Genomic DNA, 21381 nt, shown 5'->3' on the forward strand with positions numbered 1-21381 from the left:
CCGTCAGGCCCCGAACTCCTCGGCCATTTCCTTGTCGCGCTGCGCGGCCGCGTCCATGGCACGGTTCACGAGGTCGTCCATGCCGCCGTCCAGGAACGCCTCCACGGCCTTCTCGGTGGTGCCGTTCGGGCTCATCACGGCCTTGCGCAGAGCCTCGGCCCTGGCCCCCTCCTGCTGGAGCATGATACCGGCGCCCTTGACGGTGGCCGCGGCCATGGCCTCGGCGGAGGCGGCGTCCAGTCCCATCTCGGCGCCGTGGGCGGCGATCAGCTCGGCCAGCAGGAACACGTAGGCCGGGGCGGAGCCGGCGGTGGCCACCACGGCGGAGAGCTGCTCCTCGGCCACCGGCACCACCAGGCCGGAGCCCTCGAAGAGGGCGCGCACGGCGGCGGTCTGCTCCTCGGTGACGCCCGGCCCGGGGGCCATGCCGACGACGCCGGAGCCCACCGTCAGGGGCGTGTTCGGCATGGTCCGCACGATCGGCTGCCCCGCCGGCAGCACGGCGGCCATGGTGGCGGAGGTGACGCCGGCTGCCACGGACACCACCACGGTCTCGGGGCGCAGCGACGGCGCCAGGTCCGTGAGGGTGGCGACCATGTCCTTCGGCTTCACGCCCACCAGGACGATGTCCGCCTCGGCGACCGCGGCATGGTTGGCGCGTTCGTCCCGCTCCTGGGAGGTCACGGTGACGCCGTGCTGCGCGGCGGCCTTCTCGGCGGAGGCGGCGGAGCGGGTGGTGGCGGTGACGTCCTCGGCGCGCACGGCGCCGGCGTCGAGGGCTCCGGCGAGGATGGCCCCGGTCATGGTGCCCAGGCCCAGGATGGTCAGCTTCATGGTCGGTCCGTCTCCTTCGTGGTCGGGCGCGGGGCGTCGTCGTGGTGGTGGTCGGTCCCGCCGGCGGCCAGGTGATCGCGCGCGAAGGCGAGCGAGGCGGCGAGCATCTCCTCCCGCTGGCCCGCGTACTCCACGCCGCGCGTGCCCACCTCCACGCACACCGTGCCGGCCAGGCCCGCGGTCGCCAGGTGGCGCAGGGTCTCGGCCACGCGCTGCGTGCCCTCGCCGGGGGCCAGGTGGTCGTCCTTGCCGGAGTCGTTGCCGTCGGTGAGGTGGACGTGCCGCAGCCGCGGGCCGAGCTCGCGGACGGCCGCCAGGGAGTCCGCCCGCGCGATGGCCGCGTGGGAGAAGTCCCAGCAGATGTGCTCGTACGGCTCGGGCAGCGGGTTCCAGTGCGGCAGGTACATCTTGGCCTCGCGGCCGTAGGCCCGCCACGGGTACATGTTCTCCACGGCGATCACGACGCCGGTCTCCGCCATGAGCTCGTGGATGCCCTCGGCGAAGCGCACCGCGTACGTGCCCTGCCAGCGGAACGGCGGATGGGCCACCACGGTGGCCGCGCCCACGGCCTGCGCCAGCTCCACGGAGCGGCGGATCTTGGACCACGCGGAGCCCCAGACCTGCTGCGTGAACAGCAGGGTGGGCGCGTGGATGGAGTCGATGGGCATCCCGTGCCGCTCGGACAGCCGCGTCAGCCGCCGCGCGTCCTGGCTCCACGCGTTGTGCGTGACCATGACCTCCACGCCGTCGTAGCCGAGGTCCTCGGCGGTGGCGAACACGTCCTGGGTGCCCAGGGGGAACACGGACGAGGAGGACAGGGTCACGGGGATGTCCGCTCCGAAGCGCGCCGCGGGGGCCAGGTGCGCGGTGGAGTCCGGCATGGTCAGCGCACCCCCAGGCTCAGTCCCGGCAGGAGGGTGTCCGGGTTGAGGTTCACGTGGCCGACGCCGGGCCGGCCGTCCCGGGTGAGGTGGCCCTCGAGCATGAGCGCGTCGAGGCGGTTGAGGATCAGGCCCTCGCGCAGCGCCCACGGGCAGATCTCGAGCTGGGCGATGCCGAACGTGCGCATGGCCGTCAGCGCGACGATCGCCCCCGCGAACACCTGGTGCGCGCGCACGTCCGAGACGCCGGGCAGCTCCGCCCGCTCCGCGACGGTCATCGCCGCGAGGCGGTTCACCCACAGGTGCAGGTCGTCCGCGCGCAGGTGCCGCTTCACGAAGGGGCCCGCCGCCGACGGCGCCGCCCCGGTGATCCGGGCGAGGGAGCGGAACGTCTTCGAGGTGGCGGTGACCACCACGGGCGACTCGATGCGCGGGAAGGCCGTATACGCCTCCTCGAGTCGCTTCTCCACGTGCTTGCGGAGCTTCTTCACCGCCTTGGGGCTGGGCGGGTCCTCGAGCACCCAGTCGCGGGTGAGGCGGCCGGCGCCCAGCGGCAGGGACAGGGCGTGCGAGGGCAGCTCGTCCTGGCCGTAGGCGATCTCGAAGGAGCCGCCGCCGATGTCGAAGTTCAGGATGGAGCCGGCGCCCCAGCCCTGCCAGCGGCGCACGGCGAAGTACGTCATGGCCGACTCCTGGTCCCCCGTGAGCTCGGAGAGGTGCACACCGGTCTCGGCCTGCACGCGGGCCAGCACGGCGGCGCCGTTCGCGGACTCGCGGATCGCCGAGGTGCAGAACGAGATCATGTCCTCCGCCCGATGCTCCTCCGCGAACGCGGCGGCCTCACGGACGAAGTCCACGAGCTCCCGCTGTCCCTCCTCCGTGATCGCCCCGTCGGCGTCCTGGTAGCGGATCAGCGGAAGGGAGCGCTTGTGCTCCGCGTAGGCGACGGGGCGGGCCCCCGGGTGGGCGTCCACGAGCAGCAGGTGGACGGTGTTGGACCCGATGTCCAGGACGCCGAGGCGCATGGCGCTCAGGCCTTCTTCCGCGCGGTGGTCTTCTTGGCCGGGGCCTTGCGGGCCGCCGGCTTCTTGGCACCGCCGCGGGTGGCCGGGCCCTTGGCACGCTTGTCCGCGAGCAGCTGGTAGGCCTCCTCCGCCGTGAGCTCCTCGGGCTGACGGCCGCGCGGGACGGTGATGTTGGTGACCCCGTCCGTGACGTACGGGCCGAAGCGGCCCTCCTTCACGGTGACCTTCTTGCCGGAGACCGGGTCCTCGCCGAACTCGGCCAGCGGCGGCTTGGCGGCCCCGCGGCCACGCTGCTTCGGCTGGGCGTAGATCTCGAGGGCCTGCTCCTGCGTGATGCTGAAGATCTGGTCCTCGGACTCGAGCGAGCGCGAGTCCGAGCCCTTCTTCAGGTAGGGCCCGAAGCGGCCGTTCTGGGCGGTGATGACCTCGCCCTCGGCGTCCGCGCCCACGACGCGCGGCAGGGACATCAGCTGCAGCGCCTGCTCGAGGGTCACGGTGTCCACGGACATGCTCGTGAAGAGGGAGCCGGTGCGGGGCTTCTCCTTGGCCGGCTTCTTCTTCGGCTTGGGCTTGCCGTTCTTGTAGTACTCGGTGGGCTGGGCGTCGAGCCAGGCCTGCAGCTCCTCCTCGGTCATCTCCGGGATGACCTCGGTGACGTAGGGCCCGTAGCGCCCGTCCCTGGCGACGACGGTCCGGCCCGTCTCCGGGTCCGTGCCGAGCTCGCGCTCGGAGGGCTGGGCGGTGGCGAACAGCTCCTCGGCCTTGGCCGGGGTGAGCTCGTCCGGGGCCAGGTCCTCGGGGACGTTGGCGCGCGGCGGGGTGGCGCCCGCCTCCGCGTCGGCCGGCAGCGACCGCTCCAGGTACGGGCCGTACTGGCCCACCCGCAGGGTGATGTCCTCGGTGATCGGCAGCGAGTTCACGGCTCGCGCGTCGATCTCGCCGAGGTTGTCCACCACGTGCTTGAGGCCCTCGACGCCCTTCTCCGTCTCCGCGGCGGGGGCCCCGAAGTAGAAGGTCTGCAGCCAGGCCTCGCGGCCGAGCTCGCCCGCGGCGATCCGGTCGAGGTCGTCCTCCATGCGGGCCGTGAAGTCGTAGTCCACGTACTTCGCGAAGTAGTCCTCGAGCAGTCCGATCACCGCGAACGCGGTCCACGACGGGACGAGCGCGGTGCCGCGCTTGGACACGTAGCCGCGGTCCATGATCGTGGAGATCGTCGGGGCGTACGTGGAGGGCCGCCCGATCTCGCGGCGCTCCAGCTCGGCGACGATCGACGCCTCGGTGTAGCGGGCCGGCGGGGAGGTCTCGTGCCCGGTGGCCTCGATCGGGTCACCGGTGAGGCGCTCGCCCTGGGCCACCTGCGGCAGGCGGCGGTCCTTGGCCTCCGCGTTCTCGCCGTCGACCTCGGCGTCCCGGCCCTCCTCGTACGCGTCGAGGAAGCCCTTGAACGTGATGACGGTGCCCGAGGCGCTGAACTGCGCGAGGCGGCCGTCCTGCGCGGTGGCCGAGAGCCGCAGCGTGGCGGTGTAGCCCTTGGCATCGGCCATCTGCGAGGCCACGGTGCGCTTCCAGATCAGCTCGTACAGGCGGAACTCGTCCGGGCGCAGCTCGGCCTTGACCTGGGCCGGGGTCCGGAAGGAGTCCCCCGCGGGCCGGATGGCCTCGTGGGCCTCCTGCGCGGTCTCGTTGCGCTTGGCGTAGACGCGCGGCTGGGCCGGCACGGCGTCCGCCCCGTAGAGCTCGGTGGCCTGGCGCCGGGCGGCCTGCACGGCTTCCTGCGAGAGGTTCACCGAGTCCGTGCGCATGTACGTGATGTAGCCGTTCTCGTACAGGCGCTGGGCCACCTGCATGGAGACGCGGGAGCTCATGCGGAGCTTGCGGGCGGCCTCCTGTTGCAGCGTGGAGGTGGTGAAGGGGGCGGCCGGGCGGCGGGTGTACGGCTTGTCCTCCACCGAGTCGACCGTGAAGTCCGCCCCGCGCAGACCCTCGGCCAGCGAGCGGGCGCCGGCCTCGTCCAGGTGGGTCACCTTCTTGCCGGCGGAGGCCTTGAGCCGCCCGGCGTCGTCGAAGTCGCGGCCCGTGGCCACGCGCTCGCCGTCCACCGTGCTGAGGCGGGCCGTGAACGAGCTGCCCACGGCGTCCGCGGCCTGCGCGCCCTCGGCCACCGTGAAGGTGCCCTCCACGCCCCAGTAGTGGGCGGAGACGAAGGCCATGCGCTCCCGCTCGCGCTCGACGACGAGGCGGGTGGCCACCGACTGCACGCGGCCCGCCGAGAGCCCGCGGGAGACCTTGCGCCACAGCACCGGCGAGAGCTCGTAGCCGAACAGGCGGTCGAGGATGCGGCGCGTCTCCTGGGCGTCCACGAGGGCCGTGTCCAGCTCGCGGATGTTCTCCAGGCCTCGGCGCACGCCCTCCTGGGTGATCTCCCCGAAGGTCATCCGGTACACCGGCACCGTGGGCTTGAGGGTGTCCAGCAGGTGCCAGGCGATGGCCTCGCCCTCCCGGTCCGCATCCGTGGCGAGGTAGAGGGCCTCGGCGTCCTTGAGCTCGCGCTTGAGCTCCGCGACCTTCTTCTTCTTGTCCGGGTGCACCACGTAGTACGGGGTGAAGCCGTGCTCCGTGTCCACGGCGAACTTCCCGAACGGGCCCTTCTTCATGTCCGCCGGCAGGTCCGAGGGCTTGGGCAGGTCGCGGATGTGCCCCACGGAGGAGTCCACCACCCAGCCGGAGCCCACCGCGTTGAGGTACTTCGCGATGGACTTGCTCTTGGCCGGGGACTCCACGATGACCAGCTTCTTGCCCTCGGGCACGGGAGCGGTCACGGAAGCGGATGACGTGGACAAGGGGGTCCTCCTCGGACGGGGAAGGCGGTGGTTCCGGGCCGGTGCGCGGTGCACGCCGGCGTCGGGCGGACGTCCCCACATCGTAGGGGGCGCGGTGCCCACGATAACGCCCGGCGTCCCCGCGCCCGCCACCGCCCGATCGTCAGCCCTCCACCAGGAACCCGTCCTCGTACAGCTCCCGCAGCGCGGCCAGCAGGCCGGCCCGCCCGACGTCGTCCAGCTCCAGCAGCGCGGCGACCGCGCCCACCAGCTGCCCCACGGACAGCTCACCGTCGGAGGCGGACAGCACGCCCGCCGTCGCGGTGTCCAGGCGCGCCACGCGCCGGAACCCGGAGCCCTGCCGGGCCAGGATCACCTCGGGGTGCTCCGCCCCGAACCGCTGGTGGCGCTCCTCCGTGACGTCCGCGGCCACGCGCAGGTGCAGGCCGCGCAGCGCGGCCAGGGCCGGGTCCCCGACGGCGTCCCCCGCCCCGGCGCCGGCGGTGAGCCGGTCCCGGCGGGCGACGGCGGCGGCCCACGCGGTGCCGAGGGCCTCGTCCACGGCCTGGGTCAGCTCCTCGGCGACCACCCACCCCCGGCCCTGGGAGCCGTCCGCGGCGGGCCGACGCAGCCACACGTGGCCGAAGCCCACGCCCGCGACCCCGCGCGCGGCGAAGTCGTCCAGGTAGCCGCGGTAGGCGGCCTCATAGGCGGGCGGGTCGAGCTCGAGCGAGGAGTCCTGCAGCCACGTCTCCGCGTAGCCCGCGGGGTCCTGCCGGTCGCGCTGGAGGAACCAGGCCTGCATCCCCGGCGCCACCCACGAGCGCGGGCGCGCGTCCCACGGTGCGGTGTCGGCGTCGGCGGTGTCCCCCGCCGGGATCTCCCAGTTGGCGAGCAGCTGCGCGGTGCCGCCCTCGGCGAGCACGTCCGGCAGGGCCGCGATCAGCTCCGCGACGATCCGGTCGCCTTCGCGGCCGCCGTCGCGGTAGGTCAGCACGGGCGCGTCCGGGTCCGTGCGCGGGGTGATCACGAACGGCGGGTTCGAGACCACGAGGTCGAACCGCTCCCCCGTCACCGGCGCCAGCAGATCGCCGGCCGCCAGCCGGACCCGGTCCTCGAGCCGGTCCCGGTCGAGGCCGAGCACGTCCGCGTTGAGCAGCAGGTTGAACCGGGTGAATGCCAGGGCCCGCTCGGACAGGTCCGTGGCGGTGACATGGTCGGCGTGGGCGAGCAGGTGCAGGGTCTGGATCCCGCAGCCCACCCCCACGTCGAGGGCGCGGGCCACGGGACGGCGCTGCGTGGCGCCGGCGAGCGTGAGGGAGGCCCGGCCGACGCCGAGCACGTGCTCGGGAGGCAGCGGGCCGCGCCGCTGCTGGGCCGTCAGGTCCGAGGCGATCCACATCCGGCCCGGCTCGTCCGCCTCGTACGGCGAGAGGTCCACCGCGCCGCGCACGCGCCCGTCCGGCCCTTCCACGACGAGCCCGGCCGCCACGGCCCCGGCCAGGCCGAGGCTGGGCAGCGCGGCGTCGAGGTCGGCGGCGGGGACGGGGTCGCCGAGCAGCCAGGCCCCGACGGCGGCGGCGAGGCCCCGCGTGCCGTGCCGGTCGCCGGGGCCGGCTGCGTCGTCGTGCCGGCCGGGGCCCGCCAGGTGACCGGCGACGACGCGGCGGGCGGCCTCGGCGTGCGCGCGGTCCAGGGCGAGCGTGGCCACGGGTCCGAGCAGCCCCTCGACGGCGGCGGTGGTGAACGGCAGGGCCGCCAGGTCCGCGGCGAGGGCCACGGCCGTGGCCGGGGTCAGCCGCGGGGCGGGGGGCGACGGGGGTGTCGGGACGGGACTCATGCCTCGGTCCTCTCGGCGGGGTGGGGGCGGTGGGCGCAGACAGGACAGCGGTGCTCGGGGTCGTCGGCGGCGCAGGCCGCACAGCGGACCTCGAGCGTGGTGCAGGCCGGGTCGGCGCAGTTGCGCAGCGCCGAGGTCGGTGCCTCGCACGTGACGCACCGGCCGATGGTCTCGGCGTCGGCGGTGAAGCGGGTGGACAGGCGTCGGTCGAACACGGCCAGCTCGCCCCGCCACAGTCCGGCGTCGCCACGGGCCTCGCCGTAGCGGACGATGCCGCCGTCGAGCTGGTAGACCTCGGCGAAGCCGCGGTCCTTGAGCAGGGCCGAGAGGACCTCGCAGCGCACGCCGCCCGTGCAGTAGGTGATCAGCGGCGCGTCCTTGACGTGGTCCAGGGCCCCGGAGTCGACGGCGGCGAGCAGGTCGCGGGTGGTGTGCGCGTCCGGGACCACGGCCCCGTCGAAGCGGCCGATGGCCGCCTCCACCGTGTTGCGGCCGTCGAGGAAGCGCACGGGGTTCGCGGTGCCGGCCCGCTCGGCGACGAGCGCGTCCACCTGGGCGGGGGTGAGCCGCTCCCCCGTGCCGACGACGCCGTCCGCGTCCACGGTGATGCGCTCGGGGGCCCCGAACGCGACGAGCTCGGGCTTGACCTTGACGGAGAGGCGGGGGAAGTCCGCCGCCGAGCCGCCCGACCACTTCACCTCGAGGTCCCGGAACGCCGGATGCTCCCGCGTGCCGCGCACGTAGCGCTTGACCGCGTCGACCGGTCCGCCGACGGTCCCGTTGATCCCCTGCGGCGACACGATGATCCGGCCGGTCAGGCCGAGGGACGCGGCGAGCGCGCGCTGCCACAGCCGCACCGCCTCGGAGTCGGCGAGCGGGGTGAACCGGTAGTACAGCGCGATGCGCGAGAGGGGGGCGGTGCTCATCGAGGTCCAGGCTAGTGCGCGACCCCGGACGTGACGGCCGTGAGGGACGGGCGGGGCCTGGCCCGCACCGGCCTCACGCCTTACCCTTCAGACATGACTGAGCATCTGGATCCGGCACTGGTCGACATCTGGTTCGCGGCCTGGTCGCGATCGCGCGGCTACCGCGTCAGCCAGGAGGCGGGGCGACGCGCGGCCCTGCGCACCCCCCGCCCCGCCCACATGATCCCCGGCGGCTCCGGTCGCGCCACGGTGGACGTGCCGGCCACGTGGGAGCACGTGGTGGTGAACCCCTCCCGCGCGGAGCTGGAGGACCTGCGCGAGGCGGTGCGGGACCAGGAGCAGATCCTGCTCACCGTGTTCGGCGACGCCGGCGAGGACCCCAAGGCCATGGGTCTGAAGGCCCAGGCCGAGCCGGAGCGCTTCATGACCATGGACATGGACCCCGAGCTGCAGGACGTGGAGCCCCCGCTGCTGCCCGAGGGCTATGAGGCCCGCGTGGACCAGCCGATGGAGGGCAGCCGTCGCCTGCGCATCCTGGCCGTCGGCGCCTCGACCGCGCCCGAGGGCGAGGAGGAGCTCGCCGCCCTCGGCTGGGTCACCGAGGAGGACGGCACCGCCGTCTACGACCGGATCTGGACGTCCCCGAACCACCGTCGCCGCGGCCTCGGCTCCCTCGTGATGCGCTACCTGACCTCCGAGGTCATGAGCGAGGGTGAGATCAGCCGCGGCCTGCTCGTCGCCTCCCCGGACGGCCAGAAGCTGTACAGCCACCTGGCCTGGACCGACCTCGGCCCCGTGTCCATCTGGGGTCGCGGCCTGGCCGAGGACAACCCCACCGCCGAGCACACCGGCACCATGGGGGCGTGACCGGCCACCTGCCGGAGCACGATCCCTGGGCGGATCCCGCGGGCGGCTGGGGGCCGCCCGGCACGGCCGACGCCGCGCCGCCCGTCGACGACGCCGCCCCGGACTTCTCCGGACCGGAGCCGCAACCCGTCGGTGCGGTGGTGGCCGACGTGGTGGCCGGGCTGTCCGTCACGGCACCCGGAGACCTGCGCCCGGACACGCCGGCGGGGGCCGGGCTCCGTGCGGCGCTGGGTCGGACCGGGCTGCCCGAACAGATCCGCCACGTCACCGAGCTGCCCGCCCGGCAGGCCCGGCACACGGACTGGCCCGCGGACGCGCCGGAGGGCCTGGTCAGGGCGTTCGCGGCGCGCGGCGTCGAGCGGCCGTGGCTGCACCAGGTGCGCGCCGCGACCCTGGCCGGTGCGGGGACGCACACCGTGCTCGCCACGGGCACGGCGTCGGGCAAGTCGCTGGGCTACCAACTGGCGGTCGGCACCCGGCTGGCCGCCGACCCCCGGGCCACCGCGCTCTACCTCGCCCCCACCAAGGCCCTCGCGGCGGACCAGCTGACCTCCTGGCGCGCCCTCGAGCGGGACGGCGCCCCGGGGCTGCGCGCGGCCCCCTACGACGGCGACACCGCACCGCAGGACCGGATCTGGGCCCGCGAGCACGCCACCGTGCTCATGACCAACCCGGACATGCTCCACGTCGGGATCCTGCCGCACCACGAGCGGTGGGCCGCGTTCTTCCGGAACCTGGCGTTCGTGGTGGTGGACGAGTCGCACACCTACCGGGGCGTCTTCGGCTCGCAGGTGGGCATCCTGCTGCGCCGGCTGCGGCGCATCGCCGCCCACTACCGCGGGGACCGGCCGGAGACCGTGTTCATCGGGGCGTCGGCGACGTCGGCGGATCCGGCCGGGCACTTCGCTCGACTGATCGGGGCGCCGGCCACGGCCGTCACCGAGGACGCGTCCCCGCACGGGGCGGTCACGGTGGCGTTCTGGGAGCCGGAGCTGACGGACCGTCGGGGCGAGAACGGCGCGCCCGTCCGCCGCTCGGCGATGGCCGCCGCCGCCGACCTGGTCACGGACCTGGCCCTGCAGCAGGTGCGCACGCTGGCGTTCATCCGCTCGCGGCGCGGGGCCGAGGCCATCGCCAGCGCGGCCAAGCGGCAGCTCGAGGAGGTCGAGCCGGGGCTCGGCACCCGGATCGCGGCCTACCGCTCGGGCTACCTGCCCGAGGAGCGGCGGGAGCTGGAGGCGGACCTGCGCTCGGGTCGGCTGCTGGGCATGGCCTCGACGCCGGCGCTGGAGATGGGCATCGACGTCGCGGGGCTGGACGCGGTGGTGGTGGCCGGCTGGCCGGGCACCCGCGCGTCGTTCTTCCAGCAGATCGGCCGCGCCGGGCGCGGCGGCCAGGACGCGCTCGCGTTCTTCGTGGCCTCGGACGACCCCCTGGACACGTTCGTGGTGGACCACCCGGAGGCCGTGTTCGACCTGGGCGTGGAGGACACCGTGGTGGACCCGGAGAACCCGCACCTGCTCGGCCCGCAGCTGTGCGCGGCCGCCGCCGAGCTGCCGATCACGCCCGAGGCGTTCGGCTGGTTCGGGGAGCCGGAGCGGGTGCGCGCCCTGCTGGACGTGCTGGTCGAGCAGGGGCTGCTGCGCCGTCGGCCGGCCGGCTGGTTCTGGACGCACCCCGAGCACGCCGCCGGCATGGTCTCCCTGCGGGACGACGGCGGCGGGCCCATGGACATCATCGACGCCGAGTCCGGTGCCCTGCTGGGCACGATGGACTCGCCCCAGACCCACTACCAGGCGCATCCCGGCGCGGTGTACGTGCACCAGGACCGCACGTACCTCGTGGAGGAGCTGGACGAGGACGCGCACGCGGTGGTCGTCACGCGCGCCTGGCCGGACTTCACCACGCAGGCCCGGGACGTCACGGAGATCGAGATCGTGGCGGTGCACCGCCGCCTGGACGCGCGCGCGGGCACCCTGCGCTGGTGCCTCGGGGACGTGCAGGTCCGCACCCAGGTGGTGTCCTTCCAGCGCAAGGCCCTGGTCTCCGGGGAGGTGCTCGGCGAGGAGCCCCTCGACCTGCCGGCACGGGACCTGTTCACCTCCGCGGTGTGGTTCCAGGCAGCCTCGGACGAGCTCATCGCCGCGGGACTGACCACGGATCGCCTGCCCGGCGCCCTGCACGCGGCCGAGCACGCGATGATCGGCATGATGCCGCTCGTCGCCTCGAACGACCGCTGGGACATCGGCGGCGTCTCGATGGTCCTGCACCCGGACACCGGCTCCCCCGCCGTGTTCGTCTACGACGGCCGGCCCGGCGGGGCGGGCTTCGCCGAACGCGGCTTCGAGCAGGCGCGGCGCTGGGTCGAGGCGACGGCGGGGGCCATCGCGGCGTGCGAGTGCGCGGAGGGCTGCCCGTCCTGCGTGCAGTCCCCCAAGTGCGGCAACCGCAACAGCCCGCTGGACAAGGCCGGCGCGCTGACCGTCCTGCGGTTCCTGATGGACCACGCCGATCACCTCGTCCCGGCGGACGCCTCGACCGACGGCTCGGGCGGCGGTGCCTCCGGCGGGTCCGCGGACGCGGCGCCCGGGGCCTGAGACCGCGGCGGGCCCGCGACGGCGTCGGCCGTGGCCGCCGGCAGCGGGGCGCGGGTGAGCTCGACCGCGACGCGCACGGTCCCGTCCTCGCGCACCTCGCACGCCACGACGGCGGCCCCGTTGCGTTCGGCGGTCCGCCCGGCCAGCGCGCACGGCTCGTGGTCGGAGAGCCCGCGCCGGGCGTCGGAGGCGGCGAGCGCCGCCAGATCGGCGGCCCCGGCCGCCCGGGCGCCGGTGACCGAGGCCTGCCCCAGCGCCGCGACCGCCAGCAGCAGCCCCGCCCCCAGGGCGGCCGTGCCCAGGACGGACACGGTGCCCGAGCCGCGTTCGCCCCGCGCGGGCGCCCTCCCGCGGGTCATGACCGGTCCTCCGGCGAAGCGGCGGGCGTTCCGGGCCGCTGGTCGGGGGCGGCGGCGTGCGCGGTGAGGGTGAGGGCCTCGGCCCAGGCGAGCGGCCCGGGACCGGGCTGGACGACCTCGACGGTCACCCAGCCGCCCTCGATGGTGTGCGAGAGCGAGGCATCGTCGCCGGCCATGCGTGCCACCGCGTCCCGGGCCGCCGCCTCGTCATCGCCCCGGGCGAGGATGCGGGCGGCCGACGCCGCCGCGTCCTGACCCCGCACCTGCTGCACCGCGGCGGCGCCGGCCAGCAGGACGGATACGAGCACGAATGCGATCACGGGCAGCAGCACCGCGTACTCGGCGGTGACGGCCCCGGTCTCGCCGCCCCGGAGCGCCCGGGGCCGCCCCGCCGTCCGGGCGCCCGTGCGGCGCGCGGACGGCGGGGCGGAGGTCGGGTGCTCAGTCACGCTGGAGCGCCCCGGTGACGAGGTCCACGAGCAGCGACTGCACGTCCGGGCTGGTGAGCACGACGGCCAGCACGCCCGCGAAGCCCACGGCGGCGAGCGTGAGGATGCCGTACTCGGCCGTGATCGCGCCGGTCTCCTCGCCCGCGGCGTCGACGAGGCGGGCGAGGCGGTCGCGCTCGCTGGGGCGGGTGACGGAGGGCTGGGCGGAGTGGGAGCGGTGGGTCATGGTGGTCCTCCTGGAGTGGGCCCCGCGGTGCGGGGTGGTGGTGACGGCCCGGCCGGGCCGCTGGTCCCAGGCTGGCCCGGTGCGGGCCCGCGCGCCGGGTGCGGCGCGGATCCGGGGATGAGGCGGGGCGAACGGGGCCCTGTGCAGGACCGGACGCCCCGGTATCGCCGCCGCCTCAGGCCGGTCCCGCCCCGAGCAGGGCCATGACGACGGGCACCACGCCCCAGCACACGAAGGCGGGCAGCAGGCACAGCCCCAGCGGCATCACCAGGCGCACTGCGAGCTCCTCGGCCGCCCGTTCGTCGGCCCGCCGGGTCTGCTGACGGACGGCGGCGGCGGTCTCGGCCAGCGTGCGGGCGCCGGCCATTCCGGACCGGTGCAGCGGACGCAGTCGGGCGGCGGTCTCGGCCCACACCGGGTCCGTGTCGAGGCCTGCCCACGCCTCGTCCCAGTCCCGGCCCCAGAGCAGCAGCGCCGCCGTGGCCCGCAGTCCGCGGGTGCCCGGCAGGGTCCGGCCGAGGTCGTCCAGCGCGGCGGGCAGGGATCGGCCGGCGCTGAGCAGCGCCGCCAGCAGGTCCAGCACGACGGCGGCGCCCACCGCCGCCGGCTCGCGCGCGGCCGCACGCAGCAGCAGGCGCGTCCAGGACCGCCCGGCCAGCCAGAACAGCAGCCCCACCGCGGCGACCACGGCACCGAAGGGCGAGCGGACCAGGTCCCCCGGGGAGGTGCCGAGCAGCCACGCGAGGCCGAGGCCGCCCAGGGGCAGCCACTGCAGCAGGCGGGACGTCGCGCCCGGCCCCGCCGCGGCCGAGCGGCGGGCCCGGGCCGCGTCCACGTCCGCCTCAAGGCTGTGGGCCAGCCGCCGGGCCACGGCTGCGGGAGCGGCACCCGCCCGGGCCCCGGCCGCGAGCGCCGCGTCGACCAGCGCCCAGCCCGGGTCCCGTGCGGGGGTCCGCCAGGGCAGGGTCCCACCGCGGCGCGCCGCCTCCCCGGTCGGCGCATGCGCCGCCGGCACATCCCAGGCCAGCGCCTCGGCCCGGCGTCGGGCGTGGTGATGGGCACAGCAGGCGGTCCCCGCCTCGCTCGGCTCCGACCCACAGGCGGGCAGGGTGCACGCGGTCTCCCGCCAGGCCTGCTCCTCGGTCAGACCGGCCGCGACGAGGGCGGCCCAGCGGCGCAGCACGCCGATGAGCACCTCCGTCTCCTCCTCCAGCGGCACCCGCCCCGCCCGCCAGGGCAGCAGCGCCACGGCACGCCCGGCGTGGGACCGCCGCGCCGGCCCGGTGGCCGTCGTCGGGCTCACCGGCCGCTCCGCCCCGCCAGCCGGGCCGCGAGCGCGGGCACGCCGGGTCCCTCGACGGTCCGCCCGCCCGTCGCCTCCGTCCCGGGCCGCCACGTGAGGGCGGGCAGCAGGGCGAACCCGTCGGCGCGCGGGTCCGGGACGGCGAGCTCGACGGGGTGCCGCCCGTGGCCGTCCCGGGCGACGTGCAGCACGGCGTCCACGCCGGCGCGGGCCTGCGCGGCCACCGTCTCGGGCCGCCAGCCGGCCAGGGAGGCCATGGCCGTCAGCCGGGCGGGCACCTCGGCGGCGGCGTTGGCGTGCAGGGTGCCCCACGCGCCCTGGTGTCCCGTGTTCAGGGCGGTGAGGACGTCGGCCACCTCGGCGCCGCGGCACTCGCCCACCACGAGCCGGTCCGGCCGCATCCGCAGCGCGTGGCGGACGAGCTCGGCCAGTCCGACCTCGCCGGCGCCCTCCGCGTTGGCGGCGCGGCACTGCAGGGCGACCACGTGCGGGTGATCGGGCGCGGCCTCGGCCGTGTCCTCCACGACGACGATCCGTTCGTCCCCCGGCACCCGGCCGAGGGCCGCGGAGAGCAGCGTGGTCTTGCCCGCCCCGGTCGCGCCGCTGACCAGGACGGTGGCGCGGTCGCGCACGAGCGCCTCGAGGGCGTCGGCCCAGAGGGCGCCGTCCGGCCAGCCGTCGGCCAGCGCGGCCAGCGACGGCGTCGCCGCGGCCGGGATCCGCAGGCTCAGCAGGGTGCCGCCGCCGCTGACCGGGGGCAGGACCGCGTGGACGCGCACGCCGCCCACGCGGGCGTCGGCCAGCGGCACCGCCGCATCGAGGCGGCGGCCGGCCCGGTGCAGCAGCCGCACCGCGAGCGCCCGGGCGGCCTCGGGGTCGAGCCGACCGGGGCGGCGGACGAGGCCCTCGTCCCCGTCGGTCCACACCGCGCCCGCGCCGTCCACGAGCACGTCGGTCACGCCCGGGGTGCGCACCCAGGGTGCGAGCGGGCCGAAGCCGTCGAGCTCATCGACCAGCGCCGCCACGCGCGGGTCGTCGATCGGCGCGTCGAGGGCCTCGGCGATCAGCGGGGCCAGCGGCGGCTCCGCACCGTCCGCGGCCGACGCGCGGGCCTCGGCCACGCGTCGGCGCACGGCGGCGACGTCCAGCCCGCAGGGGCCTGCTGCGGGTGCGGCGAGCGGCGGCGCGGCGACCTGCGTGCGTTCCGGCTCGGCCGCACCGGTGCGGGGCCACGGGAACCGTCGGCCGACCTCGGGCGGGGCGAGGCGGGACCGTCGGCCCCGGGGCGGGCGGGCCGGGGCGGCGGGGACGAACGGGCGCATGGCGGACCTCCTGCGGGATGGGGGGCGGCCGCCGCGGTCCGCGGCCGCCGGCCCGTCCAGTCCACCGCCTCGCCCGCGCGCCCGCCTGCCCCGGTCGTCCGGCTGGGGACACGTGCCCACCCCCCGGCGCCTGTGCAGGAGCGGACGGCGCCGCGCAGCCGTCAACCGCGCAGGATCTCGTGGGTCCGCGCGTCGCGCACGCGGGAGTCGTCCCACGGCACGTCCCAGCCCAGCAGCGCCAGCACACGGTCCAGCAGCGCCGCCGTGAACCCCCACACCAGGCGCTCGCCCACGAGGAAGCCCGGCGTCTCGCCGCGGCGGCCGCCGGGCCGGGCCACGCGGCACCGGTTCGCGGGGTCCACCAGGTCCGCGACCGGCATCCGGAACACGGCCGCGGCCTCGGCCTGGTCGACCACCGCCACGCGACTGGGGTCCCGCCACCACCCGAGCACCGGGTGCACCACGTGCCCGGAGACCACCACCGGCACCGCCGGCAGCACGCCCAGGACCTCCACGCCGGCCGGGTCCAAGCCGGTCTCCTCCTGCGCCTCGCGCAGGGCCGTGGCCACGACGTCGGCGTCCTCGGGGTCGACGCGACCGCCGGGGAACGCGATCTGCCCGGCGTGCTGGCGCAGGGTGGCGGCGCGCTGGGTCAGCAGCACGTCCACGTGCGGGTGCACGCGCTCGGCGTCGTGACGGGCGGGGACGTCGTCGAGGGCGCCGAACAGGATCAGCACGGCGGAGGGGCGCGGATCGCCGGACCGGGGCCACTCGAAGCCCCACATCGGCACGGCCTCGGGCGGGATGGTGGTGAGCGAGGCCGGGTCGTGGTGACCGGGCGCGTCCGCAGGGGCCGTGCCCCACCGGGCCACGAGGTCCGCCAGCTGGTCCCGCGCACCCGTCAGCGACGCCTCGGACGTCCCGGCGGCGTCGCGGGAGGTCGGGCGGGGGCTCGCGGGGGTCTCAGGCATAGCCCCCACGCTAGCCGCCGGTCGTAGCCTCGGGGCATGACGGCTCCCCTGACCTCGCCCCCGGCGGACGCCGCGTCCCCGGATCCGGTGGACGTCGCGGTGATCGGCGCCGGACAGGCCGGACTGGCGGTCGGCTACTTCCTGGCCCGGGCCGCGCGGGACGTCGACCGCGGGCGCCGGCCGGGCCCGCCGCCGTCGTTCGTCCTGCTCGACGCGTCCGCCCAGCCCGGCGGCGCGTGGCCGCACCACTGGGACTCCCTGCGCCTGTTCTCCCCCGCCGAGCACTCCTCCCTGCCGGGCCGACCCATGCCGCCGTCGCCCGGTCCCGGCACCCCGGACGCCGGGCACGTCGTCGCCTACCTGGCCGACTACGAGGACCGCTACGGGCTGCCGGTGCGCCGGGGCGTGCGTGTCGCGGAGGTGACGCACGACGCCGCCGCGTCCCCGCCGTTCACCCTGCGGCTCGAGGACGGCACGGCCCTGAGCGCCCGCGCGGTGGTCTCCGCGACCGGCTCGTTCACCCGCCCGTTCGTGCCGGCTCTCCCGGGCGCCGACCGCTTCGGCGGCACGCAGCGGCACTCCGCCGCGTACCGCTCCCCCGACGCGTTCGCCGGGCGGCGCGTCCTCGTGGTGGGCGGCGGCAACTCGGGCGCCCAGATCGCGGCTGACCTGCTGCTGGCGGGTGTCGCCACCACGTGGGCCACCCGGCGTCCGCCCCGGTTCATGCCGGACGACGTGGACGGGCGGGTGCTCTTCGACCGGGCCTCGGCGCGCGTGCTGGGCCGCTCCGAGGCGCGCGTGGGCGACCTCGGGGACATCGTCATGGTGCCCTCGGTGATCCGCGCCCGCGACGAGGCCGGGCTCCACGCGGTCCCCGCGCCCACCGCGCTCACGCCGGACGGCGTCCGCTGGGACCACGACGCCGGCGCGAGCCACGGCTGGCCCGCCGCCAGCCGCGCCGCGGCCCGGGTGCGCGGCACCGAGCACCCGGTGGACGACGTCGTCTGGTGCACGGGCTTCCGGGCGGACCTGCGCCACCTGCGGAGCCTCGAGCTGACCCGCCGCCCCTCCGGGGCGCCGGCGACGGAGCGTGCGCTGCCGACCGCCTCGGTGGACGTGCCGGGGCTGCACCTGCTCGGCTACGACGACTGGTGCGGGGCCGCCTCGGCCACGCTCGCGGGCGTGGGGGTGCACGCGCGCCGGGCCGTCGACGCGATCCTCGCGGGCCTCACCGCGGGCTGAGCGGGTGGACCAGCCGGGCGGTCAGGCCTCCAGTCCGTGGCCGAGCGCGCGCAGCTCGCGGCGCGTCCGCCCCGCGCGCAGGAGCTCGAGCAGCTCCTCCCGGCCGGGCTTGAGCTCGTAGGCGAGCAGGGCGCGCGCCCGCTCGGGGTCGGTCTCCCCCTCGCCGTAGGACGGGCACCAGCGGGCGATCGGGCACGCCCCGCACGCCGGGCGGCGCGCGTGGCACACGCGGCGGCCGTGGAAGATCAGCCGGTGGGAGAGCATCGTCCAGTCACGGCGCGGGAACAGGGCGCCCACGGCGTGCTCCACCTTCACCGGGTCGGTCTCGTCCGTGAACCCCAGGCGTCGGGCCAGCCGGCCGACGTGCGTGTCCACCGTGATCCCGGGCTGGCCGAAGGCGCTGCCGAGCACCACGAACGCGGTCTTGCGCCCCACCCCGGGCAGCGCCACGAGGTCCTCGAGACGGGCGGGGACCTCGCCGTCGTGCCGGGCCACGAGCTCCTGGGACAGCCGCAGGATCGCCGAGGCCTTGTTCCGGTAGAACCCCGTGGAGCGCACGAGCTCCTGCAGCTCGGGCTCGGTGGCCGCCGCCATCGCGTGGGCATCCGGGAAGCGGGCGAACAGCGCCGGCGTGGCCGCGTTGACGCGCACGTCGGTGGTCTGGGCGGACAGCACCGTGGCCACGAGCAGCTCGAACGGCGTCTCGAAGTCCAGCTCGGCGACGGCGTACGGGTACGTCTCGGCCAGGATCCGGTCGATCCGCCGCGCCCGGCGCACCAGGGCCAGCCGGGTCTCCCCGGTCGGCGTGCCCGTCGACTCCGTCTCCATCCGCGCGTCCTCCCGCCCTCGTGCGATCCGCTCAGGTCCGACCATCCTAGGGAGCGGGGCACATGCCGACGTCCGCACCGCGTCCGGCCCCCGCTTCTGGGTGCGATGCGACACACAGGACCCGAGGATTTGTGGCGACGACGCCGCGCGCGGCATGCTGAGGCGGGAGACTAGTGTGGGACGCGTCACATCCGTGCCGCGCACCGACCGCACCACCCCGAAAGGACCCCGTCGATGGACGAGCAGATCCCCACGTTCCCGCCCCCGACCGAGTTCGCCGCCCAGGCGGTGGCCGGAGCCGACCTCTACGAGGAGGCCGCCGAGGACCGCCTGGCCTACTGGGCCCGCCGCGCCCGCGAGATCCTGCACTGGGAGCAGGACTTCACCGACGTCCTGGACTGGTCCGACGCGCCCTTCGCGAAGTGGTTCGTCGGCGGCACCACCAACGCCGCGTACAACGCCCTGGACCGCCACGTCGAGGCCGGCCACGGCGACCGCGTGGCCATCCACTTCGAGGGCGAGCCCGGCGACACCCGGACCTACACCTACGCCGACCTGGCCGCCGAGGTCCGGCGCGCCGCCAACGCGTTCGAGTCCCTCGGCGTGACCAAGGGAGACCGCGTGGCCGTCTACCTGCCGATGATCCCGGAGGCCGTCATCACGATGCTCGCGTGCGCGCGCATCGGCGCGGTCCACTCCGTGGTCTTCGGCGGCTTCTCCTCCGACGCCCTGCGCTCCCGCGTGGACGACGCCGAGGCCAAGCTCGTCGTCACGGCCGACGGCTCCTTCCGCCGCGGCAAGCCCTCCATGCTCAAGCCCGCCGTGGACCAGGCCCTCTCCGCGCCCGGCCACACCGCCGAGCACGTGCTCGTGGTCCGCCGCAACGAGGCCGAGGTCGAGATGACCGAGGGCCGCGACCTGTGGTGGCACGACGTCGTGGACGCCCAGTCCGACGAGCACGAGCTCGTGTGGCACGACGCCGAGCACCCGCTCTACATCCTCTACACCTCCGGTACCACCGGGAAGCCGAAGGGCATCCTGCACACCACCGGCGGCTACCTCGTGCAGGCCGCGGCCACCCACCACGACACCTTCGACCTGCACCCGGAGTCGGACGTCTTCTGGTGCACCGCCGACGTCGGCTGGGTCACCGGGCACTCCTACGTCGCCTATGCGCCGCTGGTCAACGGCGCCACCCAGGTGATCTACGAGGGCACCCCGGACTCCCCGCACCAGGGCCGCTGGTGGGAGATCGTGCAGAAGTACGGCGTGAGCATCCTCTACACGGCGCCGACGGCGATCCGCACGTTCATGAAGTGGGGCCGGCACATCCCGGACGAGTACGACCTCTCCAGCCTGCGCGTGCTCGGCTCCGTGGGCGAGGCCATCAACCCGGAGGCCTGGCGCTGGTACCACGAGGTCATCGGCGCCGGCCGCTGCCCCATCGTGGACACCTGGTGGCAGACCGAGACAGGCGCCCACATGCTCACCCCGCTGCCCGGCGTGACCACCCTCAAGCCCGGTTCCGCCCAGAGGCCGGTGCCCGGCGTCGTGCTGGAGGTCGTGGACGAGCTCGGCGAGCCCATGACGGACACGAGCGCGGGCTTCCTCGTGGTGCGCGAGCCGTGGCCGTCCATGCTGCGCGGCATCTGGGGCGACCGGGAGCGCTTCAAGGAGACCTACTGGTCCCGCTTCCCCGGCATGTACTTCGCCGGCGACGGCGCCCGCTACGACGAGGACGGCGACATCTGGCTGCTGGGCCGCGTGGACGACGTCATGAACGTCTCCGGCCACCGCCTGTCCACCACCGAGATCGAGTCCTCCCTCGTGGCGCACCCGTCCGTGGCCGAGTCCGCGGTGGTCGGCGCGAAGGATGAGACCACGGGCGAGGCGGTCGTCGCGTTCGTCCTGCTCACCGAGGACGCCGCCGCGGCCGATCGCGACGTCGCCGAGGTCGAGGAGGAGCTGCGGCAGCACGTGGGCAAGAACATCGGCCCCATCGCCAAGCCCAAGCGCGTGCTCGTGGTCCCCGAGCTGCCCAAGACGCGCTCCGGCAAGATCATGCGCCGCCTGCTCAAGGACGTGGCCGAGGGCCGCGACCCGGGCGACTCCACCACGCTGGCCGACCCCACGGTCATGCAGCGCATCGTGGAGACGCTCGCCCCGAAGGCCTGAGCCGGCACGACGACGCCGCCCCGGTCCGCACGCTGTGTGCGGTCCGGGGCGGCGTCGTCGGTGGGCGGGCCCGGCTCAGGCGCGGGCGGCCGCGTCCCGCCGGACCAGCTCCACGGCCTCGTCGGGCGTGTAGCCGAGGCGTTCGAGCAGGGTGTCGAGACAGCGGCGCACGGCCTGGTGCGCGGCGTCCGCGCGGGCGTCCGCCGAGGCGGCCACGAACGTGCCCGCGCGCCCCCGGGTGCGGATGGTGCCGTGCGCCTCGAGCTCCTTGTAGGCCCGGGCCACGGTGCCCGGTGCCACGCCGAGCTCGGCCGCGAGCGCACGCACGGGCGGCAGTCGGTCCCCGCGGGCGAGGGATCCGGAGGCGACGCCGGCCAGGACCGCGTCCACGATCTGCCGGTAGGGCGGGGCCGGCAGGCTCCCGTCCACCGCCACGACCGGCAGGGAGGCGGAGACCACGCCCGCGGCCCCGTCGGCGACCGAGGCCGCGGACGGGGCCGCTGCGGACGGACCGGGGGCCCTCATCGACTCACCGGTGCTGCGCGTCGAGACGGCCATCCTCGCGCTCCCACACGGCGGGGGCCAGTTCGTCCTCGATGGCGAGGTCGCCCGAGGAGTCGTCCGGGTGGCGGAGCAGGTGGACGGCGGAGACCGCGAGGCCGCCCCACACCAGGAGGATGGCCAGGGACATCATGACGATCGCTGCGGTGCTCATCG

Annotated in this window: 19 protein-coding genes; 4 read left to right on the top strand and 15 right to left on the bottom strand. The window is 75.8% G+C overall.

Annotated features, from left to right (window positions below):
- Positions 1 to 3: 3 nt before the first annotated feature.
- The 6 genes from proC to trhO all read right to left on the bottom strand — a co-directional run bounded on the left by proC (position 4) and on the right by trhO (position 8325).
- Complete coding sequence (proC, locus tag O3T09_RS02535) at positions 4 to 834, bottom strand: pyrroline-5-carboxylate reductase (protein ID WP_145950853.1); 831 nt, start codon at positions 832 to 834, stop codon at positions 4 to 6.
- Entirely contained in the window at positions 831 to 1715 is an 885-nt protein-coding gene (locus tag O3T09_RS02540; RefSeq protein ID WP_049147923.1) for a sugar phosphate isomerase/epimerase family protein, read from the bottom strand. Before O3T09_RS02540 ends, proC begins: the two co-directional genes overlap by 4 nt.
- A 2-nt stretch (positions 1716 to 1717) precedes the next feature.
- Entirely contained in the window at positions 1718 to 2740 is a 1023-nt protein-coding gene (locus O3T09_RS02545; RefSeq protein WP_036341216.1) for a Ppx/GppA phosphatase family protein, read from the bottom strand.
- A 5-nt stretch (positions 2741 to 2745) separates the two neighbouring features.
- Entirely contained in the window at positions 2746 to 5580 is a 2835-nt protein-coding gene (topA, locus tag O3T09_RS02550; protein WP_061867164.1) for a type I DNA topoisomerase, read from the bottom strand.
- 142 nt (positions 5581 to 5722) lie between these two features.
- Positions 5723 to 7399, bottom strand: a complete 1677-nt coding sequence (locus O3T09_RS02555) for a DUF7059 domain-containing protein (RefSeq protein ID WP_269295317.1) — start codon at positions 7397 to 7399, stop codon at positions 5723 to 5725.
- Positions 7396 to 8325 (bottom strand): oxygen-dependent tRNA uridine(34) hydroxylase TrhO, encoded by a 930-nt coding sequence (gene trhO, locus O3T09_RS02560; protein ID WP_269295318.1) that lies wholly within the window; start codon positions 8323 to 8325, stop codon positions 7396 to 7398. The genes O3T09_RS02555 and trhO overlap by 4 nt, the downstream gene beginning before the upstream one ends.
- A gap of 93 nt (positions 8326 to 8418) precedes the next feature.
- On the opposite strand from trhO, the gene O3T09_RS02565 reads away from it, so the two are divergent.
- Together O3T09_RS02565 and O3T09_RS02570 are read left to right on the top strand one after the other, a co-directional pair.
- Positions 8419 to 9192 (top strand): GNAT family N-acetyltransferase, encoded by a 774-nt coding sequence (locus O3T09_RS02565; RefSeq protein ID WP_129867271.1) that lies wholly within the window; start codon positions 8419 to 8421, stop codon positions 9190 to 9192.
- Entirely contained in the window at positions 9189 to 11789 is a 2601-nt protein-coding gene (locus O3T09_RS02570) for a DEAD/DEAH box helicase (protein ID WP_129867270.1), read from the top strand. Before O3T09_RS02565 ends, O3T09_RS02570 begins: the two co-directional genes overlap by 4 nt.
- On the opposite strand, the gene O3T09_RS02575 is transcribed toward O3T09_RS02570, so the two are convergent.
- From O3T09_RS02575 to O3T09_RS02600, 6 genes are all read right to left on the bottom strand, one after another.
- Complete coding sequence (locus O3T09_RS02575; protein WP_095694900.1) at positions 11705 to 12148, bottom strand: Rv3654c family TadE-like protein; 444 nt, start codon at positions 12146 to 12148, stop codon at positions 11705 to 11707. The genes O3T09_RS02570 and O3T09_RS02575 overlap by 85 nt on opposite strands.
- The gene (locus O3T09_RS02580; RefSeq protein WP_095694901.1) at positions 12145 to 12597 is read right to left on the bottom strand and encodes a TadE family type IV pilus minor pilin; all 453 of its coding nucleotides are present in this window, start codon (positions 12595 to 12597) and stop codon (positions 12145 to 12147) included. The genes O3T09_RS02575 and O3T09_RS02580 overlap by 4 nt, the downstream gene beginning before the upstream one ends.
- Complete coding sequence (locus O3T09_RS02585) at positions 12590 to 12823, bottom strand: DUF4244 domain-containing protein (protein WP_036317912.1); 234 nt, start codon at positions 12821 to 12823, stop codon at positions 12590 to 12592. Before O3T09_RS02585 ends, O3T09_RS02580 begins: the two co-directional genes overlap by 8 nt.
- Before the next feature lie 175 nt (positions 12824 to 12998).
- Entirely contained in the window at positions 12999 to 14126 is a 1128-nt protein-coding gene (locus O3T09_RS02590) for a type II secretion system F family protein (protein ID WP_240739730.1), read from the bottom strand.
- Entirely contained in the window at positions 14123 to 15448 is a 1326-nt protein-coding gene (locus O3T09_RS02595; RefSeq protein WP_144861978.1) for a CpaF family protein, read from the bottom strand. Before O3T09_RS02595 ends, O3T09_RS02590 begins: the two co-directional genes overlap by 4 nt.
- Before the next feature lie 161 nt (positions 15449 to 15609).
- Positions 15610 to 16419 (bottom strand): NUDIX hydrolase, encoded by an 810-nt coding sequence (locus tag O3T09_RS02600; RefSeq protein WP_041103998.1) that lies wholly within the window; start codon positions 16417 to 16419, stop codon positions 15610 to 15612.
- A 36-nt stretch (positions 16420 to 16455) separates the two neighbouring features.
- Between O3T09_RS02600 and O3T09_RS02605 the strand changes: the two genes are divergently transcribed.
- Positions 16456 to 17661 (top strand): NAD(P)-binding domain-containing protein, encoded by a 1206-nt coding sequence (locus tag O3T09_RS02605; RefSeq protein WP_102708564.1) that lies wholly within the window; start codon positions 16456 to 16458, stop codon positions 17659 to 17661.
- Positions 17662 to 17682: 21 nt separating this feature from the next.
- Here the strand turns inward: O3T09_RS02605 and nth are convergent, their stop codons facing one another.
- Positions 17683 to 18489 (bottom strand): endonuclease III, encoded by an 807-nt coding sequence (nth, locus tag O3T09_RS02610; RefSeq protein WP_070709151.1) that lies wholly within the window; start codon positions 18487 to 18489, stop codon positions 17683 to 17685.
- Between the two features lie 234 nt (positions 18490 to 18723).
- On the opposite strand from nth, the gene acs reads away from it, so the two are divergent.
- A complete protein-coding gene (acs, locus tag O3T09_RS02615) occupies positions 18724 to 20664 on the top strand; it encodes an acetate--CoA ligase (protein ID WP_061867654.1) in 1941 nt (646 codons plus the stop codon).
- Positions 20665 to 20739: 75 nt separating this feature from the next.
- Here the strand turns inward: acs and O3T09_RS02620 are convergent, their stop codons facing one another.
- Positions 20740 to 21222 carry a GntR family transcriptional regulator gene (locus O3T09_RS02620; protein WP_049144842.1) on the bottom strand — a complete coding sequence of 161 codons (483 nt, stop codon included), beginning with the start codon at positions 21220 to 21222 and terminating at the stop codon, positions 20740 to 20742.
- A complete protein-coding gene (locus tag O3T09_RS02625) occupies positions 21194 to 21379 on the bottom strand; it encodes a methionine/alanine import family NSS transporter small subunit (RefSeq protein WP_049144840.1) in 186 nt (61 codons plus the stop codon). Before O3T09_RS02625 ends, O3T09_RS02620 begins: the two co-directional genes overlap by 29 nt.
- Positions 21380 to 21381: the final 2 nt, after the last annotated feature.

The sequence above is a fragment of the Micrococcus sp. H39-S4 genome, assembly GCF_027158145.1.
Classification (GTDB): domain Bacteria; phylum Actinomycetota; class Actinomycetes; order Actinomycetales; family Micrococcaceae; genus Micrococcus; species Micrococcus luteus.

Coding starts and splice junctions, on each gene's coding strand:
- O3T09_RS02600 (WP_041103998.1), bottom strand. CDS start 16,419: ATGCCTGAGACCCCCGCGAGCCCCCGCCCGACCTCCCGCGACGCCGCC.
- nth (WP_070709151.1), bottom strand. CDS start 18,489: ATGGAGACGGAGTCGACGGGCACGCCGACCGGGGAGACCCGGCTGGCC.
- O3T09_RS02545 (WP_036341216.1), bottom strand. CDS start 2,740: ATGCGCCTCGGCGTCCTGGACATCGGGTCCAACACCGTCCACCTGCTG.
- O3T09_RS02540 (WP_049147923.1), bottom strand. CDS start 1,715: ATGCCGGACTCCACCGCGCACCTGGCCCCCGCGGCGCGCTTCGGAGCG.
- O3T09_RS02605 (WP_102708564.1), top strand. CDS start 16,456: ATGACGGCTCCCCTGACCTCGCCCCCGGCGGACGCCGCGTCCCCGGAT.
- O3T09_RS02620 (WP_049144842.1), bottom strand. CDS start 21,222: ATGGCCGTCTCGACGCGCAGCACCGGTGAGTCGATGAGGGCCCCCGGT.
- O3T09_RS02585 (WP_036317912.1), bottom strand. CDS start 12,823: ATGACCCACCGCTCCCACTCCGCCCAGCCCTCCGTCACCCGCCCCAGC.
- acs (WP_061867654.1), top strand. CDS start 18,724: ATGGACGAGCAGATCCCCACGTTCCCGCCCCCGACCGAGTTCGCCGCC.
- O3T09_RS02555 (WP_269295317.1), bottom strand. CDS start 7,399: ATGAGTCCCGTCCCGACACCCCCGTCGCCCCCCGCCCCGCGGCTGACC.
- O3T09_RS02575 (WP_095694900.1), bottom strand. CDS start 12,148: ATGACCCGCGGGAGGGCGCCCGCGCGGGGCGAACGCGGCTCGGGCACC.
- O3T09_RS02625 (WP_049144840.1), bottom strand. CDS start 21,379: ATGAGCACCGCAGCGATCGTCATGATGTCCCTGGCCATCCTCCTGGTG.
- O3T09_RS02565 (WP_129867271.1), top strand. CDS start 8,419: ATGACTGAGCATCTGGATCCGGCACTGGTCGACATCTGGTTCGCGGCC.
- proC (WP_145950853.1), bottom strand. CDS start 834: ATGAAGCTGACCATCCTGGGCCTGGGCACCATGACCGGGGCCATCCTC.
- trhO (WP_269295318.1), bottom strand. CDS start 8,325: ATGAGCACCGCCCCCCTCTCGCGCATCGCGCTGTACTACCGGTTCACC.
- O3T09_RS02595 (WP_144861978.1), bottom strand. CDS start 15,448: ATGCGCCCGTTCGTCCCCGCCGCCCCGGCCCGCCCGCCCCGGGGCCGA.